General features: G+C 52.3%; 12 protein-coding genes. 8 read left to right on the top strand and 4 right to left on the bottom strand.

What is annotated here, in order from left to right; genetic code table 11:
- Positions 1-31: 31 nt before the first annotated feature.
- Positions 32-502, top strand: coding sequence for a hypothetical protein (locus Q4E93_RS12015; protein WP_303585453.1), 471 nt, complete (start codon positions 32-34; stop codon positions 500-502).
- 81 nt (positions 503-583) lie between these two features.
- On the top strand, positions 584-2,854 hold the full coding sequence (locus Q4E93_RS12010) for a glycoside hydrolase family 3 N-terminal domain-containing protein (RefSeq protein WP_303585452.1): 2,271 nt from the start codon (positions 584-586) through the stop codon (positions 2,852-2,854).
- On the opposite strand, the gene Q4E93_RS12005 is transcribed toward Q4E93_RS12010, so the two are convergent.
- Positions 2,855-3,763: a sugar phosphate isomerase/epimerase family protein gene (locus Q4E93_RS12005; RefSeq protein ID WP_303585451.1), complete on the bottom strand. Its 909-nt coding sequence runs from the start codon at positions 3,761-3,763 to the stop codon at positions 2,855-2,857. It abuts the gene before it with no gap.
- 62 nt (positions 3,764-3,825) lie between these two features.
- Positions 3,826-5,091, bottom strand: a complete 1,266-nt coding sequence (locus Q4E93_RS12000) for a DUF6600 domain-containing protein (protein ID WP_303585450.1) — start codon at positions 5,089-5,091, stop codon at positions 3,826-3,828.
- Between the two features lie 155 nt (positions 5,092-5,246).
- Here Q4E93_RS12000 and Q4E93_RS11995 point away from each other — a divergent pair, with 155 nt between their 5' ends.
- The 4 genes from Q4E93_RS11995 to Q4E93_RS11980 all read left to right on the top strand — a co-directional run bounded on the left by Q4E93_RS11995 (position 5,247) and on the right by Q4E93_RS11980 (position 10,527).
- Complete coding sequence (locus Q4E93_RS11995) at positions 5,247-6,245, top strand: S41 family peptidase (RefSeq protein ID WP_303585449.1); 999 nt, start codon at positions 5,247-5,249, stop codon at positions 6,243-6,245.
- 84 nt (positions 6,246-6,329) lie between these two features.
- Positions 6,330-8,009, top strand: a complete 1,680-nt coding sequence (locus Q4E93_RS11990) for a M28 family metallopeptidase (RefSeq protein WP_303585447.1) — start codon at positions 6,330-6,332, stop codon at positions 8,007-8,009.
- Positions 8,010-8,101: 92 nt separating this feature from the next.
- Positions 8,102-9,850 (top strand): GMC family oxidoreductase, encoded by a 1,749-nt coding sequence (locus tag Q4E93_RS11985; protein WP_303585445.1) that lies wholly within the window; start codon positions 8,102-8,104, stop codon positions 9,848-9,850.
- Positions 9,851-9,858: 8 nt separating this feature from the next.
- The gene (locus Q4E93_RS11980) at positions 9,859-10,527 is read left to right on the top strand and encodes a gluconate 2-dehydrogenase subunit 3 family protein (RefSeq protein ID WP_303585443.1); all 669 of its coding nucleotides are present in this window, start codon (positions 9,859-9,861) and stop codon (positions 10,525-10,527) included.
- A gap of 160 nt (positions 10,528-10,687) precedes the next feature.
- Here the strand turns inward: Q4E93_RS11980 and Q4E93_RS11975 are convergent, their stop codons facing one another.
- On the bottom strand, positions 10,688-10,942 hold the full coding sequence (locus Q4E93_RS11975) for a hypothetical protein (RefSeq protein WP_303585441.1): 255 nt from the start codon (positions 10,940-10,942) through the stop codon (positions 10,688-10,690).
- 358 nt (positions 10,943-11,300) lie between these two features.
- Positions 11,301-13,340, bottom strand: a complete 2,040-nt coding sequence (locus Q4E93_RS11970; protein WP_303585438.1) for a PKD domain-containing protein — start codon at positions 13,338-13,340, stop codon at positions 11,301-11,303.
- A 495-nt stretch (positions 13,341-13,835) separates the two neighbouring features.
- On the opposite strand from Q4E93_RS11970, the gene Q4E93_RS11965 reads away from it, so the two are divergent.
- Together Q4E93_RS11965 and Q4E93_RS11960 are read left to right on the top strand one after the other, a co-directional pair.
- The gene (locus Q4E93_RS11965; RefSeq protein WP_303585435.1) at positions 13,836-16,043 is read left to right on the top strand and encodes a sodium-translocating pyrophosphatase; all 2,208 of its coding nucleotides are present in this window, start codon (positions 13,836-13,838) and stop codon (positions 16,041-16,043) included.
- Positions 16,044-16,349: 306 nt separating this feature from the next.
- Positions 16,350-17,237, top strand: coding sequence for a sterol desaturase family protein (locus tag Q4E93_RS11960; RefSeq protein WP_303585433.1), 888 nt, complete (start codon positions 16,350-16,352; stop codon positions 17,235-17,237).
- Positions 17,238-17,262: the final 25 nt, after the last annotated feature.

Below are 17,262 nucleotides of genomic sequence, written 5' to 3'. Positions count from 1 at the left end.
AAAAATATTTTTGCGAATAACTTTTCTCTGCATGAAAGCTGCTACTGTCCACGAGATCAAACAGGAATTGTCATCCTTATCACCCGCCGCGTTGGCCGACCTTTGCCTTCGCCTGGCCAAATTCAAAAAGGATAATAAGGAATTGCTGACCTATCTTTTATTCGAGGCCGCCGATATCAGGGAGTACATCGCCGGCGTAAAGAAGGAGATAGACCTGGAATTCGAGGAGTTGCCGAAGCCCAACCTGTACCTGACCAAGAAAAGCCTGCGCAAAGTGCTTCGCATAACAACCCGGCAGATACGGTATACGAGCTCTCCGCAGGCGGAAGTCGAGCTGCTGACCTATTTCCTGAATAAGGTCCGTCAATCCGGCATACCTGTAGACAAGCACCCCGTCCTGACGAACCTCTATAAGGGGCAGCTGAAAAAGGTCCACTCGGTAATAGCCACCTTGCATGAGGATCTTCAATATGATTATAAAAAAGAACTGAAGGATCTGTAGCTGTCCAGATAAATAAGTATTATAAATGATCAAAATGTCATGCAGGAAGGGAGCGGCTTCTCCTTAATTTTAAGCCCTATTATGAAAAAAAATCTTACTCTGCCGTTTTGCCTGCTTTTCTTTACCATCCTGCTTTCGCCGGCCGCTCCTGCCCAGACTGGCAATGCAGATCGCCAAAAAGCTGTCGCCCTCCTGCGGCGAATGACCCTGGATGAAAAGATCGGACAAATGACGCAGGTGACGCTGGGTGTCGTCTCGACGTCCGAGGACGGCATATTGGACCCGGCCGCCCTTGCCCGGATCGTGGAAGAGCATCATGTTGGCTCGATACTCAATGTCACCAATCATGCGCTGTCGCTGGAGCAATGGCATACAGTCCTTCGCCAGATCCAGGATGCTGCGTTGAAGACCCGTCTGAAAATACCGGTGATCTACGGTCTCGACGGCATTCACGGCCAGACTTATACGCTGGACGCCACTTTATTTCCGCAAAATATCGGTGTGGCCGCCACCCGTAACACGGAGCTTGCCATAGCCGTGACAAAAGTAGCCGCCCGGGAGCTGCGGGCTTCGGGTGTCCGCTGGAACTTTGCCCCCGTATTGGATTGTGGACGCCAACCCCTATGGTCGAGATTTCCCGAAACCTATGGGGAAGACGTGTATATAGGCAAGACCCTGGGAGCGGCTGTTATAAAAGCATATGAAGGCGATGGCCTCCGGAATCCCACGGCAGTGGCCAGCTGTATGAAACATTATCTTGCCTACTCTGCCAGCCGCACGGGAAAGGATCGCACCCCTATTTACCTGCCGGATATAGAATTACGGGAATATTACCTGCCGCAGTTCAGGGCGGCGGTAGCAGCGGGGGCGTCCACTATCATGGTGAACTCCGGCGAGATCAATGGAACCCCGGTGCACGCCAGCAAATACCTGCTGACGGATGTATTGCGCAAGGAGCTTGGTTTTCAGGGAGTCGCTGTCACCGACTGGGAGGATATCATCCGGCTGCATACCCGTCATAACGTAGCAGCCACGCCCCGCGCGGCGGTAGTGATGGCCGTGAATGCGGGCATTGACATGAGCATGGTGCCATACGATCTTTCTTTTTTCAATCTGCTGAAGGAGGCCGTACAAAAGGGAGAGGTATCCGTGGGTCGCATCGACGAGGCTGTCACGAGGATATTGGAGCTGAAGTACAAGCTGGGCCTTTTCGATCATCCATACCCGGAAGAAGCGGCTCTCCCGAATTTCGGATTGCCGGAATACCAGACGCTTGCCTTGCAGGCGGCCCGCGAGGCCATGACCCTCCTGCAGAACAGCGAAGGGATCTTACCGCTGGCCCGGAATACCCGGATCCTGGTCGCGGGGCCGTCCGCGCAGAGCATCAGCGCATTGAATGGTTGCTGGAGCTATACCTGGCAGGGAAAGGAGGAACAATGGTATCCTAAAAATAGTAAGACCATCCTGCAGGCCCTGCAGGACAAATTTGGCGCCGGGAACGTAACCACTACCTCCGTTCAGGGCTTTGACAGCCGGGAAAATTATGATACGACGACCCTGAAGGCGGCGGCAGCGGGCGCAGACGCCATCGTCCTTTGCCTGGGCGAGAACGCTTATGCAGAAAGTCCCGGCAACATAGCCGACCTGGCATTGCCCGGCGAACAGGCAGCGCTGGCAAGGGCGGCAGCGGCCACCGGCAAACCCGTCATCCTTGTCCTCACGGAGGGAAGGCCCCGCCTGATCACTTCCATTGCCCCATTGATGAAAGGCATTTTGCTGGCATATTGGAGCGGGCGAAAAACGGCCGAGGCTGTCAGCGACATCCTATCAGGAGATTACAACCCTGACGGCATCCTGCCTTTCAGCTATCCCCGCAGCATGGGAGAGATGGTGCTGTATGACCGTAAGCCTACGGAAGAGATACGGGAAATATTCAATTCTGACATGACGATGGACGGGTATAAGCCCCTGTTCCCTTTTGGCTTTGGACTGAGCTATACCCGCTGGGAATACAGCGACCTGCAGCTGAGCAGTCCTCATTTGACGGGTCCGGGCGGGTCGCTGACCGTCAGCCTTACGGTGAAGAATGCCGGCGACCGCGACGGAAAGCACACGGTGGAGCTGTACACCCGGCAACATTACGCCAGCGTAACGCCCAGCATGCGGCGGTTGCGTGCATTCACAAAAATTTCTTTAAAGGCCGGCGAGTCCAGGACGGTGAGATTTACACTGCATACCGCAGATCTGGCCTTTGTCAACGCCCGGTTGAAAACAGTGACGGAGCCCGGGGATTTTGACGTGATGGCAGGAGATAAGAAAGCCGTATTCACTTATACGGACCCAGGCCATTAACTAGTATCCCCATTTCTTCATGATCGCCAGGTCTTCCTTCGCACAGTCCAGCGGCGACTTACCCTGGTAGGACTCCTGCTCGATGATGAAATGTTGCGTACCACCTGATTTTCTACCCAGGTCAGCGACCTGTTTGGTATTGACGATGCCCTGTCCCAGAATGGTGCTTTCGTATTTTTCGCTTCCGCTGGCGGCTTTGATCTCGTCTTTTACATGCATCAGTTCAAATCGCCCTGGATATTGCATGACGATGGCAATGGCGACGGCGCCGCCATTGTAGAGGTTTCCTATGTCCAACTGCTGGGCCACCAATTCGGGATCGGTATGCTGGAGGATGATATCGAATACTTTTTTGTTATCGAGCACGGTGCTGAATTCGAAGTCATGGTTGTGATAGCCGAATTTCATTCCTGACTTCTTACACAGCTCACCGCATTTGTTGAACACGTCCATGTAATGGAGAAGATCGTCGTAGGTCTTGCGAAGGCTGGCATCCAGCCAGGGGCTGATGACATAATGCTGACCAGCCACAGCGGCGTCTTCCACCGTCCATTTCCAGGAGTCGGAGAAGTCTTTTTTTGATTCGTCCCAGTGTTGGGGGTCCATCCTGGTGTGACCGCTGAGCATTTTCAATCCCATGCCGTCCAGCAGGCTTTTGAATTCTTTTGCACCATAGCCGTAGAATTTCCTGTCTATATAGTTTGCATGCTCGACGTATTTATAACCCATCGCAGCCAGCTTCTGCAAGGTACCTGCGGGATCATTTTTCATGTCGTCCCTTACAGAGTATAATTGTATTCCCAGGATGCGTTTTTTTGTGGGGGCTGCGAAAGAGCTCCCTGGCATGAAGCTGGCGGCGGCAGCTGCCAGTGCGCTGTTCTTCAGGAAAGTTCTGCGTGATTGGTTCATATGACGAATATAACGAATTATATTTAAAAACCCGTTCGGTGACAACGGGTTTTTATGAGGTGCTAACGTTGATGCTCAGGGTGTGGTGGCGGTGTTGCCGGTCGCTGCTCGGGACGCTGCTGCGGCATCGGTCGGGGCGCTGGATTTGGGCGCGCTTCTCCCTGGCGTGGCTGGGCCGGATGCGGTGGCTGAATTGGGTGTGGCTGAGCTGGACGTGGTTGTTGCACGGGATGCGGTTGCTGGGCTGGCGGCCGGCTCACCGGCAGCTGCTGATGGGGAGGCTGCTGATGCGGCTGCTGCTGGACGGGAGGACGTTGCACCGGGCGATCAGCCGGTGTTGGATGCGGCTGCTGTCCGGGAGGCTGCCCCGGGTTCGAAGGGTGGACCTCTCTGGGTTGTGTTGAAGGGTTTGACCTGGGCAGGGCCCCGCGGTCAGGCTGTCCGGGGCGTTGCCCAGCCGGTTGTGACGGGCGGTCGGCCGGCTGGGCCGGTCTTCCGGGAGCATTGCCCGGACGATCAGCGGCTGCCTCAGGACGGTTGTTGACCGGCCTCAGCGCATGCAGATCGCGTACCTGGGCAGGACGGGCCGATGCATTATTATTCTGCACGGCAGGACGGTAAATGCTCACCTGTCCGTTGCGTACGGCTGCTGCGCCGGGTCTTTCCGCAGGACGTATAGCCACCGGTCGCACGGCGCTGTGGGTAAATCTTTCCACATTATTGGCCTGCGGTCCCCGGAGGTAGGCATGTCCATTTCCCCTGTTCACATTGTTGATAACAGTGATATTATTGATGACGGTGGTATTATGCACGTTCCTCACATAATAGTTGCTCACGTTGACGCTGGTGATGCGTTCCCTCGGGCAAAAGTTCCAATACCTGGCCGGTGGACGATACGTACTATAAGCAACGCCGATGTCTATCCGCGGTCCTATGGGCGCCCAACAGTAATTCCCTCCGTATTCACCCCAGGTGACCCATGCAGGGGCCCATTCGTATCCGGGCATCCACATCCATCCATAGGAGTCGTCATAGAACCAGTTGCCATAGTGGAACGTAGCCCAGCCCCAGCTGTAGTCCGAAACCCATAACCATCCATCCTCTGTGTACACCCAGTGACCGCGGCTGCCGTAGGGCCTGAACCCGGAGCCTGCGTCAGGCACCCATACATAGCCGTAATCAGGGTAGCTGACCCAGCTGCCGAATGGGCTCAGCTGATCATAAAAAAGCTGGAAGCTGACATTGACCTGGGCGTTTGCGCGCTGTGCAACAGGAGGCAGTATGCCTGCGAACAATGCAATGCCTGCCATGATCATTATCTTTTTCATATAGACTAAGTATTGATAAGATATTTAATACAATAACGATGCCTGATACGGCATTGGTCCGGTGTGGCCAAGGCGTTAAAACGATGTGAAATTTCAATTTTATGGAAAAGGTGCGTTTTTTCATCTTAACTTCCTTACAGGAATAATCATAGCCTATGCGCCCTATTCTTTTACTCCTCCTCTTCTTATGGTGCTGCTCCCTTTTAAATGCTCAACCCTGCCTGGACAGGGCGAATGGATTATTGGATGAAGCGCTGGGCTTTATGAAAAAGAACTACTACCGCAGGGCCGATGTCAGCTGGGAGAACATTACCAATGAGGCCAGGACGCGTCTGAAAGCTTCAGGGAGATGTGATGACGTATATGATATTATTTCATCCTGCTTCAAACAGCTGAACGAGCAACATAGCTTTATCATGCCTCCCCAAAAAGCTGGTCAATATAATTATGATGCCAGCCTTGCTCCGCTGCCCCCCCTTTCCGAGCTGGTGGGCGAGATCAGGGGCGAGTGGCTGAACGACAGCATCGCCTATCTCACAGTACCCTGGGTGAGCACCACCGATTCATTCATCTGCATGCGGATAGCCGACTCCCTGCAGGAACTGATCGCAAGATTGGACAGTAAGGGCGTTTCAAGATGGATCATCGATCTGCGAAAGAATGCAGGCGGCAATTGCTGGCCCATGCTGGCAGGGATCGGCCCGCTGCTGGGCGACGGTGTCTGCGGCTACTTTGTCAGTGGAGGGGAAAGGATCCCCATCTCTTATCGCAATGGTGCGGCCTTCCAGGGAAAACACGTTCTCTGCCGGGTCAGCAGGAACGGCTATCGCACGCAACAGGAACACAAGTCGATCGTGGTGCTCACTGGCCGTCGGACGATCAGCGCCGGGGAGATCGTCGCGCTTGCTTTTAAGGGCAGGGAGCAGGCTTACTTTGTGGGGGAGCCTACGGCAGGCCTTACCACGGCCAATGCCACCTACTCTTTATCGGACCATTCCATGCTGGTGCTCACCGTGTGTCGGGAAGCCGACTATATGGGCCGGATCTGCGAGGGCAGCATTTTGCCTGACAGGATCATCCGTCCACCCACGATGGGTCCCGTAGACGATGACCCGGTGAGAGCCGCAGCCATCGATTGGTTGCAGGCAAGATGAGTGCCCTTCCGAAGCAAACTTTGTAATGAGTGAAAGGTATTTTATTGCAATCCCCTACCTTTATCCCTTGCCAATAAAATACGTATGACAAATTCACTTTTTCGTGCAGGTGTTTTTCTCAGTTTAGCAATGGGTGCTGCCGGATGCGGTCAGGGCGGCGGTTCCTCTTCCGCCACGCAAGGCGGAGAAGAAGGGCTCTCCGTTCTCAGCAAGGACAGCCTGGCCGCCCATATACAGGTCCTGGCTTCCGACAGCTTCCAGGGACGTCGTCCATTTACCGCGGGTGAGGACAGGACGGTGGACTACCTTTCCAGATCTTTTGCAGCCCTTGGCCTGGAGCCTGGCAACGGTGCCGGATATACGCAGGATGTGCCCATGGTGGAAATAAGCCCTGCAGGCACGCCGACCATGAAGATCCAGGCGCCCAAAACCAGCTTTGACCTGAAAACGCTGGATGATTTTGTCATCTGGACAGAGCGGCCTGACGCTGTCATCAACCTCGACAGAAATGCGGTGGTCTTCGCCGGCTTTGGCGTCGTCGCCCCGGAATATAACTGGAACGATTATGCAGGCCTGGATGTAAAAGGCAAGACAGTACTGGTGATGGTGAACGATCCGGGGTATTATGATTCCACCCTGTTCAAAGGACATACGATGACTTATTACGGTCGCTGGACCTACAAATACGAGGAAGCCGCCCGTCAGGGCGCCGCAGCCTGTCTCATCATTCACAATACGGGCGCGGCCTCCTACCCTTTCCAGGTGGTACAAAGCTCCAATGGCGGCGTAAAATTGCACCTGGATACAAGGGGTAATGGTCAGTACCAGCTGGCGCTGCAGGGATGGATCACGGAAGAGACGGGTAAGAAATTGCTGGCGGCGGCAGGCAAGGACAGCACGCTGCTTACAGCAGCCAGGCAAAAAGGGTTCAAAGGACAGCCGCTCGATGTGAAATTATCCGCCTCACTGAAGGTGAAGGAAGTGTATAATAAATCTCATAACGTCATTGCCAGGATCACGGGTAGCCAGCGGCCGGATGAATACGTCATTTATTCCGCCCATTGGGACCACCTGGGTATAGGTAAGCCTGATGAAAAGGGCGATTCCATATATAATGGAGCGGCAGACAACGCCAGCGGAACAGCCGCCTTGCTGGAACTTGCCCGCGCGTTTAAGAGCCTACCGGAGAAGCCAGCCCGCACGGTGATCTTCCTTGCCGTGACGGCTGAGGAGCAGGGGCTGCTGGGTTCGGCCTGGTACGGGCAGCATCCGGTCTATCCCCTGGCCAGGACGGTGGCGAACCTGAACATCGATGTATTGAATACTTACGGTCCTACAAAGGACATTACTTACAGCGGCAAGGGACAGTCCGACCTGGAGGACCTGCTGGCAGCGGAGGTAAAAGCAAAAGGCCGGTATATTGCGCCGGAGGATCATCCGGAGGCAGGCCATTATTTCCGGAGTGACCATTTCAATTTCGCGCGGGCCGGTGTACCTTCGCTGACAGCTGACGGCGGCGTGGATGATGTAACCAAAGGTACCTCGTTCGGCAAACAGAAGCATGATGAATATACGGCGCAGCGCTATCATCAGCCCAGTGACGAATACGATGCCAGAACATGGGATCTCACCGGAGGATTGGAGGACCTTGGATTAATATATCTCTTAGGAAAGAAGCTGGCCTTCGGAAGCGCCTGGCCCCAATGGAAAGCGGGTTCGGAATTCAAGGCCATTCGCGACAGCAGCGCACAGGAAAGAAAATAAAATTTATTTGCTTCCTGTTTTGCTAAAACTTTATATTTACCTTTTGTATTTATACACATAAGCGGGCTATATGCCCTCAACCCCAAATTGATATGGGAGATCTCCAGATCAGGAAACAGCCAAAGAATTACGATGCAGTTATAGTAGGATCCGGCGCAGGCGGCGGAATGGCGGCATATGTGCTTGCCAACGCGGGCCTTAAAGTGTGCCTGCTGGAAGCAGGCCCCATGTTCGATCCCAAAAAAGATTCCAACCAGTTGAAAAATCCCTGGGAGTCGCCAAGACGAGGCGCCCATACGAAATTCAGACCTTTTGGCGACTTCGATGGTTGCTATTGGGGATGGGAAGTCGAAGGGGAACCTTATACGCAGACAGGCAACAAAGGCACCACCAACTGGGAATGGTGGCGTGCGCGTATGCTGGGAGGCCGGACCAATCACTGGGGTCGGATCTCCCTCCGCTTTGGTCCGAAGGATTTCAAGCGGAAAAGCATCGATAGCCTGGGTGATGACTGGCCCATCGGCTATGAGGACGTAAAACCTTATTACGACAAAATAGATCAGTTGCTGGGAGTGTACGGGACGAATGAAGGACTATACAATGATCCGGATGGATTTTTCCTGCCTCCGCCCAAACCCAGGCTGCACGAACTTTTCATCAAAAAAGCGGCCACAGGCATCGGCATACCCGTCATCCCTTCCAGGATGTCCATTCTCACCAAACAGATCAACAAAGACAGAGGCCAGTGTTTTTATTGTTCACAATGTGGCCGGAGCTGTAAGGTCTATGCCGATTTCTCGTCGTCCAGCTGCCTGGTAATCCCTGCCCTGAAGACGGGCAACATCGACCTGGTCACCAATGCCATGGCACGCGAGGTCCTGACGAATAAGGAAGGACTGGCCACGGGCGTGTCTTATGTCAGTAAAGACGACATGCAGGAGTACCAGGTCACCGGCAGGACCGTCATCCTGGCTGCCAGCGCCTGTGAAAGCGCCCGTCTCCTGCTCAATTCCAAGTCATCCCGCTTTCCCAATGGCCTGGCCAATAACAGCGGCATCGTAGGCAAATACCTGCACGATTCCACTGGCGCCGATATGGGAGGCATCATCCCACACCTGCTCGATCGTAAACGCTATAATGAAGACGGCACTGGCGGGATGCATGTATACACCCCCTGGTGGCTGGACAATAAAAAATTAGATTTTCCCCGCGGCTATCACATCGAATACGGTGGTGGTTTTGGAATGCCCCTCTATGGTTTTGAATGGGGTATCGAGAAGATCAACGGGGACGGCAGGATCATGGGCAAGGCCAAAGAACCAGGGGGCTATGGCGCTTCCCTGAAAGACGATTACCGCCGGCTGTTCGGCGCCCATGTGGGGATGGCAGGGCGTGGTGAAGCCGTCGCCAATATCAATAATTACTGCGAGATCGATCCGTCAGTCGTGGATAAATATGGTATCCCCGTATTGCGATTCAACACCAGCCATTCGGACTATGAGATCAAACAGGCCAAACATATGAAGGAGACCTTCAAAGAGATCCTCCATGCCATGGGCGCTGTGGTCACCTGGGGTGGCGATGACAACGAAAAAAATAATTACGGCATCCACGCGCCGGGTAATATCATCCACGAAGCCGGCACCGTGCGGATGGGCAATGATCCGAAGACTTCGCCCCTCAACAAATGGAGCCAGGCCCATGACGTAAAAAATCTTTTCTGTGTGGATGGCGGTCCTTTCGTATCTCAGGCCGACAAGAATATCACCTGGACCATACTGGCGCTGTCCATGCGGACCAGCGAGTATATCGTTGATGAAATGAAAAAACGTAATATTTAAAATATTTTATGGACAGAAGAAAATCCATCAAAGCCCTTATCGTAGGTACTGTGTCCACCGGCGTGCTGGTCGAGGCCTGCAAACCCGGCGAAGAGAAAAAACCCGAAGCGCCCAAAGCGGCCGATGCAGCGGCGCCAGCGGAGACTAACCGGATGAAGGAAGAGGAAGCGCACTATAAAGAGGTTGTCGCCAAAACATTTTTTACCCCGGGTGAGATGGCCACCATCACTATCCTCGGCGATATCATCATCCCCAAGGACGAGCACAGCGGCAGCGCTTCGGATGCAAAAGTTCCGGAATTCATCGAATTCATCGTAAAGGATATGCCCAGCCACCAGATCCCCATGCGGGGCGGCCTCCGCTGGCTGGATGTACAGTGTCTTAACCGATATGAAAAAGCATTTTCGGATTGTACCCCGCAGCAGCAGATAGAAATGGTAGACGCCATCGCGTATCCGAAAAAAGCAAAGCCGGAAATGGCGCAGGGTGTCGCCTTTTTTAACCTCATGCGCAACCTGGTCGCTACAGGTTTTTTCACTTCACAAATGGGCGTAAAAGACCTTGGATATGCGGGTAATATCCCCAATCAATGGAATGGCGTTCCGGATGATGTTCTCAAACAATATGGGTTGGCGTATACCGAGAAGGAACTGAAGGAATGCGTCAGCTTCACATAAGGTCCGCTTGCCGATTGTCGGCTGCCGGCTCAGCAGCATAAATAGCTACTGAGCGGGCATTTGTTCGGCCGTCGAACGGACGCATGCGAAGGAACTGGGAGAAACCGATGGTCCGCCCGTCTTACACAAACGAAAAGAAATTGAAATTTTTTACTGCTTTTTAATTGTCAAGGGGTTTGTAATAGAACCCTTCTTCGTTTAGCACAAAGCTGTTTGGAACGAAACTAAGAAGTGATTGTTTTACCATTGCTGCCGCCTCTTGCTGATAGTGCAGACCGACTTCCGGGGTCCGCATGGCAAATTGCCAGCTTTGTATCTTCAGCAGCGCGATCCTGCTTTCCTGTAAAAGATAATTTTCCGACTGGCGAAACTCTTCTGCCAGATGATCCTGGTTGTTGCGTATGTCAGGGGTCATAGGGATGAGCATTAGTTTTTAGAGAATATTGGATTGTAGTATTTAAACGTGATGGGTGTCATAAAATTGTCTATCTACGGCAGTTTTCCTTGACCCGGAATTTTTTTCCCAATCATGGACAGCCAAAATGGTCAACTTTTTTATTAATATTTGGTTTTCAATCTATTATAAATTGGCATTCTATTCGTAATCCTTAACACGTATTCAATTGACAACTAAAGCTCTTAAAGATATTTACCTTAAAAACAATTTGACGGCCATCAATAAGTTTAAAAAGGTTTCTCTAGTTTTTTCAGGCTTACAGGTTCATACAAAAAATGAAAATCGCCCCAACAATTAAAAGTGGGGCGTTTTCATTTTACCTTATCAATAGCGCAGTCCCCTTCTGGAAGATCTTTTTACCCGTATCCCTGTCCGTATAATGGAGTACCCATACCAGCGTGCCGGGAGGCTCGGGGTGCCCGTTGACCGTGCCGTCCCATTTCGACAGCCAGTCTTTTGAAGTAAATAAGAGCTGTCCCCAGCGATTGAATATTTTGAACTCCATATTATCCGCCTTGAAAGCGTTCAGCGGATAGAGGTAATCGTTAAGGCCATCTCCATTGGGCGTGAAGGCAGAGGGGACCGCTATATAACAGGATTTGAGCACATCTATCAGTTGGCTGGCCGTGTCCTTGCAACCAATGTCATTAGTGATGATGAGCGTGACGCCATATTTTTTTTCGGCGCCTATGACGGGGAACAGGTGATCCGCCGGGAGCGAATCCGTGCTGGTAGTCCCATCACCGAAGTCCCAGTCCCAGGTGCTGACATGTCCCTGGGTGAAATTTGAAAAGCGGGCTGCATCCCTGGGGCAAAGAATATTCGGCGCTTCGAATGCAGCATTGATGGCATTGTCCAGGGGAATAACGACCGCATTGGTGTCACTGCAAAATCCATTCGAAACGATCAGTTGCACCTTTTTATTCCCAAAGACCGTATAGCGGCGCTCAGGGTTTTGTACATGGCTGGTGTCCGTGTCATCAAAGATCCACGTCCATTGATCGACGCCGTTCTTATCCGGGTAGAAGAAGTCAATGGTATCCTGGATGCATCCCAGGTGTACCCGGTTATCAAAAGCCGCCGTGACAGTGTCTTTGGTAACAAAGGGCAGCGGCGCGCCTAAAGGGGTTACCAGACCGCATTCATCAATGATGGTATTGCCGTCAATCCCGTTCACCAGCCTGATCTGGAAATTACCAGCCGTCATGATGGGCGCAGACAGATGTACGAGGATCACATTGGTCTGTCCGTCGGCATCACATTTACCGTTGGCTGAAACGACTGTCACCGGGGAAGATCCGGAAACAACGAAATCACTGCCGTCCGCTGCGATGGAGCTGCATTTTATTTTCTTGCTGAACACCAGCTGCAGCACGTCGGGTGCGCAGGCCGGCGGTGTAAGGCTATCGAAAGGAGTGGGTACAGGAGGGGCAATGACAAATGGCAGGGAAGTGCCTGCCGGAATTTGCGTACCGCAGTTATCAAAAAGGGTATTCTGATCCTGGCCATTTTTTGCGACGACCGAATAGGTGCCTGGAAGGAACCCGCTGTTAAGCGTCAGGGTCACAGTGTCCATATCGAAACCCGCGCTGCAGCTGTTGCCTACGGCGCCTATGACCTGTGCAGCGGCAGGGCTGATGGAAAAGTCGCTGCCATCTGCCGCAAGGCTGCTGCACTTCATCTTCTTGTTCAGGATCACCCGGATACGGCTGCCATCACAAATGGGACGAATATCCTTAAAGGTAGGCGGGACCGTATCAGTGATGCTGGCGGTGCCTCCCGAAAATGAAAGATCATAACCGCTCTGCTGCGTCCCGGAGAAATGACTAATAAGCAGAAGATAATTATGTCCCTGGATGATGGAAGGCAACTTGCTGTATTTCGGAGGATTGAAGGTACCGGTGGATCCGCATTCATTGAGGGAAGCCGCATTGGCCGCTGTACCCGTAGCGCCGGTGAGTCCCGACCAATTGGAGGCCACCAGCAGATTGTCATTGGTATAAACCTCCGAAGGGTCATGTCCCGTCACATCGAAGATCTGCCAGTCATAGTCATCGTCCTGGTTCTTAGGGTTGATGGTAAGCGCAAGCGTGCCCGAGGTAAAGCAGGTGAATTTATACCAATAGGGATTTTTGTCTTCATATACATTCCCGGTACCGGAAGAGCATGGTGCTTTCACCGTGCCATTGGTACATACGGGAACACTGGATTGGGTAAACGTAGCGCTGCCGCAGACCGGGAAGGCCGTGACAGGAGTCTGCCCCAATGTAGTACAGCCCTGTGACAGCACAGGAAGACCTCTGACCAGGGTAAATAATAGCACCAATATAATACTAAGCAGTTTCTTAGAGAACATCCAAAGCTAGTTAACTACATGACGGTGCGGAGGGGTTCACCGTTGCTTTGTAAATGTAATTAAGTCCACTCTTTTATAACCAAATCAATTCATTTCGGGACGAAGATTCCAAAATCGGGAAAAATACAGGAGCCTTATTCGGTATTTTACAATTGATTATCAGACACTTACTCAATTGGCACCAATTTCGTATATTTTCTTGTATACCTGAACCACCCATTTAACCCCTAAACCTTAAACTTTTCAAACGAACAACCTTTTCCTTACACCGGCCATCAATAGTTCATAATAAAGATTGTTCTTCTCTTTTTTTCAAATTTCAAGGTTTCTGAGAGATCCTCCCGAACTGAAGCGGGAGGATTTTTCATTATAGGTAGCGCATGGACGGTAATATTCAACCATTTCCCCTTATTTTTGCCTCCCTTGTTTTCACCAGGTAACCAAAAAAACGACTGTTTGCTGGTGGAACTCCTCTTTTAAGAACTAATATTTATTATGGACAAATTGATTTATTTAGTTCCCGTCATGGGCGCCATCGGTCTCCTCTACACATTTATCAAGTTTGCCTGGGTGTCCAAACAAGATGCGGGTAACGAGCGAATGCAAGAGATCAGCCGTTACATTGCGGAAGGCGCAATGGCCTTTCTCAAAGCGGAGTGGAAGATCCTCTCCTATTTTGTGGTGCTGGCCGCCATCCTGCTGGCTTTCATGGGCAACAGCAATCCTGACTCGCACTGGTCGATAGCCATTTCATTTATCCTGGGAGCTATCTTAAGCGCCACCGCTGGTTATATTGGTATGCGTAGCGCCACCAAAGCCAATGTCCGGACAGCACAGGCCGCACGTACCAGTCTTAGCCAGGCGCTGAAGGTATCGTTCACCGGCGGTTCCGTCATGGGCCTGGGTGTAGCGGGCCTGGCAGTGATGGGATTAGGAGGCTTGTTCATCATACTCAAAGCGATCTTCGCCCCCGGCGCTGCGGTGGATTCCCCGGAAATGATCCGTACGATCGAAGTGCTGACGGGCTTTTCCCTTGGCGCGGAATCCATTGCGCTGTTTGCCCGTGTGGGAGGTGGTATCTATACCAAAGCCGCCGACGTTGGCGCTGACCTGGTAGGTAAAGTAGAGGCGGGCATCCCCGAGGATGATCCCCGCAACCCTGCTACGATTGCAGACAATGTGGGTGATAACGTAGGCGATGTGGCGGGGATGGGCGCTGACCTGTTCGGTTCATATGTAGCCACCGTGCTGGCCACCATGGTTTTGGGAAGGGAAACGCAGTCAGACGACCAGTTTGGTGGCATGGCCCCTATCCTGCTGCCCATGCTGATCGCCGGCATCGGCATTCTCTTCTCCATCGTAGGCACTTTATTCGTCCGCGTAAGCGATTCGGCCCAACTCAACACTGCTGTCGTGCAAAAGGCCCTGAATATGGGTAACTGGGGTTCCATCATTCTGACGGCCCTCGCCTGCATCGGACTGGTGTATTATGTACTGCCTGAAACGATGGTACTGCGTGGAACGGAATTCACGAAATGGGGAGTGCTGGGCGCCATTGCAGTAGGTCTGCTGGTAGGGACGCTGATGAGCATCATCACGGAATATTATACAGCCATGGGCAAGGGACCTGTATTAAGCATCATACGGCAGTCCGGCACCGGTCATGCCACCAACGTCATCGGCGGTCTGGCGGTCGGTATGCAATCCACCTTCCTTCCGATCCTGGTGCTGGCAGGCGGTATCATGGGTTCATTCGCATGCGCCGGTCTTTATGGAGTCGCCATTGCCGCCGCCGGTATGATGGCGACGACTGCCATGCAGCTGGCGATCGATGCCTTTGGTCCCATCGCGGATAATGCAGGCGGTATTGCCGAGATGAGCGAGCTGCCCAAGGAAGTACGTGAAAAAACAGATATACTGGATGCCGTAGGAAATACGACTGCCGCCACCGGTAAAGGATTTGCCATTGCTTCAGCGGCCCTGACGGCGCTGGCTCTTTTCGCCGCCTTCGTCGGCGTGGCCGGGATCCAGGGTATTGACATCTATAAGGCGAAGGTTTTGGCCAGCCTCTTCATAGGCGGCATGATCCCCTTCATTTTTTCTTCCCTGGCCATACAGGCAGTAGGACAGGCAGCCATGGCGATGGTGGAAGAAGTACGTCGCCAGTTCCGCACCATTCCAGGTATCATGGAAGGAACGGGCAAACCTGAATATGATAAGTGCGTGGCTATCTCCACGCAGGCTTCTATCAAGAAAATGGTATTGCCGGGAGCGATCGCGATCCTCTCTCCCCTCATCATCGGCTTCCTCCTGGGACCCGAAGCGCTGGGCGGCTTTTTAGCAGGCGCCACTGTCTGCGGTGTATTGATGGGTATTTTTCAGAATAATGCCGGAGGCGCCTGGGATAATGCAAAGAAGTCATTTGAAAAAGGAGTGGAGATCAATGGAGAGGTCCATTACAAGAAGTCCGATCCCCATAAGGCTTCTGTAACAGGTGACACCGTAGGCGATCCTTTCAAGGATACTTCCGGCCCGTCCATGAACATCCTTATTAAACTGATGTCGATCGTATCTCTGGTCATTGCACCCACCCTTGCGTCTATTTTCCATACGCGCGACGAAGTGAAGATCCATGTCAGAAAGGATGCACCTGCAGTAGTGGTCAAGCCGGCTCAGCCAGCTGTGACCGCAGCTGTCAATTAATTGCAGTTTTAACAAAAAAAATAGTTGGATAATTCGTAGGTATATTTATCTTTACGACCTCAAAGAACGACACTAATCAGATCCAAATACCAAAAGTCCCGATGTTTCTACATGGGGGCTTTTTTTTTCGCCTTCGGGGTATCTGAAATGTACTCCCTTCGGCGAAAAAAAATCTAATGATGGTCCTTCGGACAGCCGGCCTGTGGCCGGCTATAGACTATTAGACGCTTTTAGGCAAATACTTTCAAATGTTTCCAGGTTTGCAGCCCCGCCAAAAAAAGAGTAAATTACGAGTAATACGTTTGCATGCCGCCAGCCATCCTTTATTACGCAATTCCCGGCTTTATCCTTTTGCTCAGCCTGGAAGCCTGGTTATCCCACCGGGAGCGCCGCGATCTGTATGAAACAAAAGATACTTTCAGCAGCCTGGCCCTGGGTATCGGGAATGTGGCGACAGGCCTGATCACCAAAGCCCTCATCTTCGGATTTTTCATGCTGCTCTATCGCCTTCGGATCTTTACCCTGGACGGAAGCCGGTGGTGGCATTGGGTGCTTGCTTTCTTCGCGGACGACTTCTCTTATTACTGGTTCCATAGAGCCAGCCACCATATCAACTGGTTCTGGGCATCGCACGTGGTACACCATTCTTCCAAACGCTATAATCTCGCAGCTGCCTTGAGGCAAACCTGGACAGGCAACCTGACAGGCGCCTTTATCTTCTGGTGCTGGATGCCCGTGATCGGCTTTCATCCTGTCATCGTGCTCATGATGCAATCCGCAAGCCTTATTTACCAGTTCTGGATACACACCGAGATGATCCGGCGGCTGCCGGCACCATTGGAATTTATTTTCAACACCCCCTCCCATCACCGCGTGCATCATGGAACGGACCTTGCTTACCTGGACAGGAACCATGGCGGAGTGCTGATCATCTGGGACAGGATCTTCGGTACCTTCACACCCGAACAGCAACGGCCACAATATGGGCTCACCCGAAATATAGGCTCCTTCAATCCTTTTATCGTGGCGTTCAGGACCTGGGGAGAATTATTCAAAAAAGCAGCCCATTCAGGCTCACTGAAGAACGCCCTCCTTTATTTTATCAAGCCGCCGGGCTGGAGTCATGACGGCAGCAGCTTCACTACCCGTCAACTGATCGAAGAACACCGCCGGCAAGAGGAGGCCCATTTTTAACATTCATTTACGAAAAAAATCGTAA

It is taken from the genome of Flavitalea plasmicola (assembly GCF_030546645.1).
Classification (GTDB): domain Bacteria; phylum Bacteroidota; class Bacteroidia; order Chitinophagales; family Chitinophagaceae; genus Puia.
Note: the sequence above shows the minus strand (reverse complement) of the source record. Positions and strands in the feature narration are given on the sequence as shown.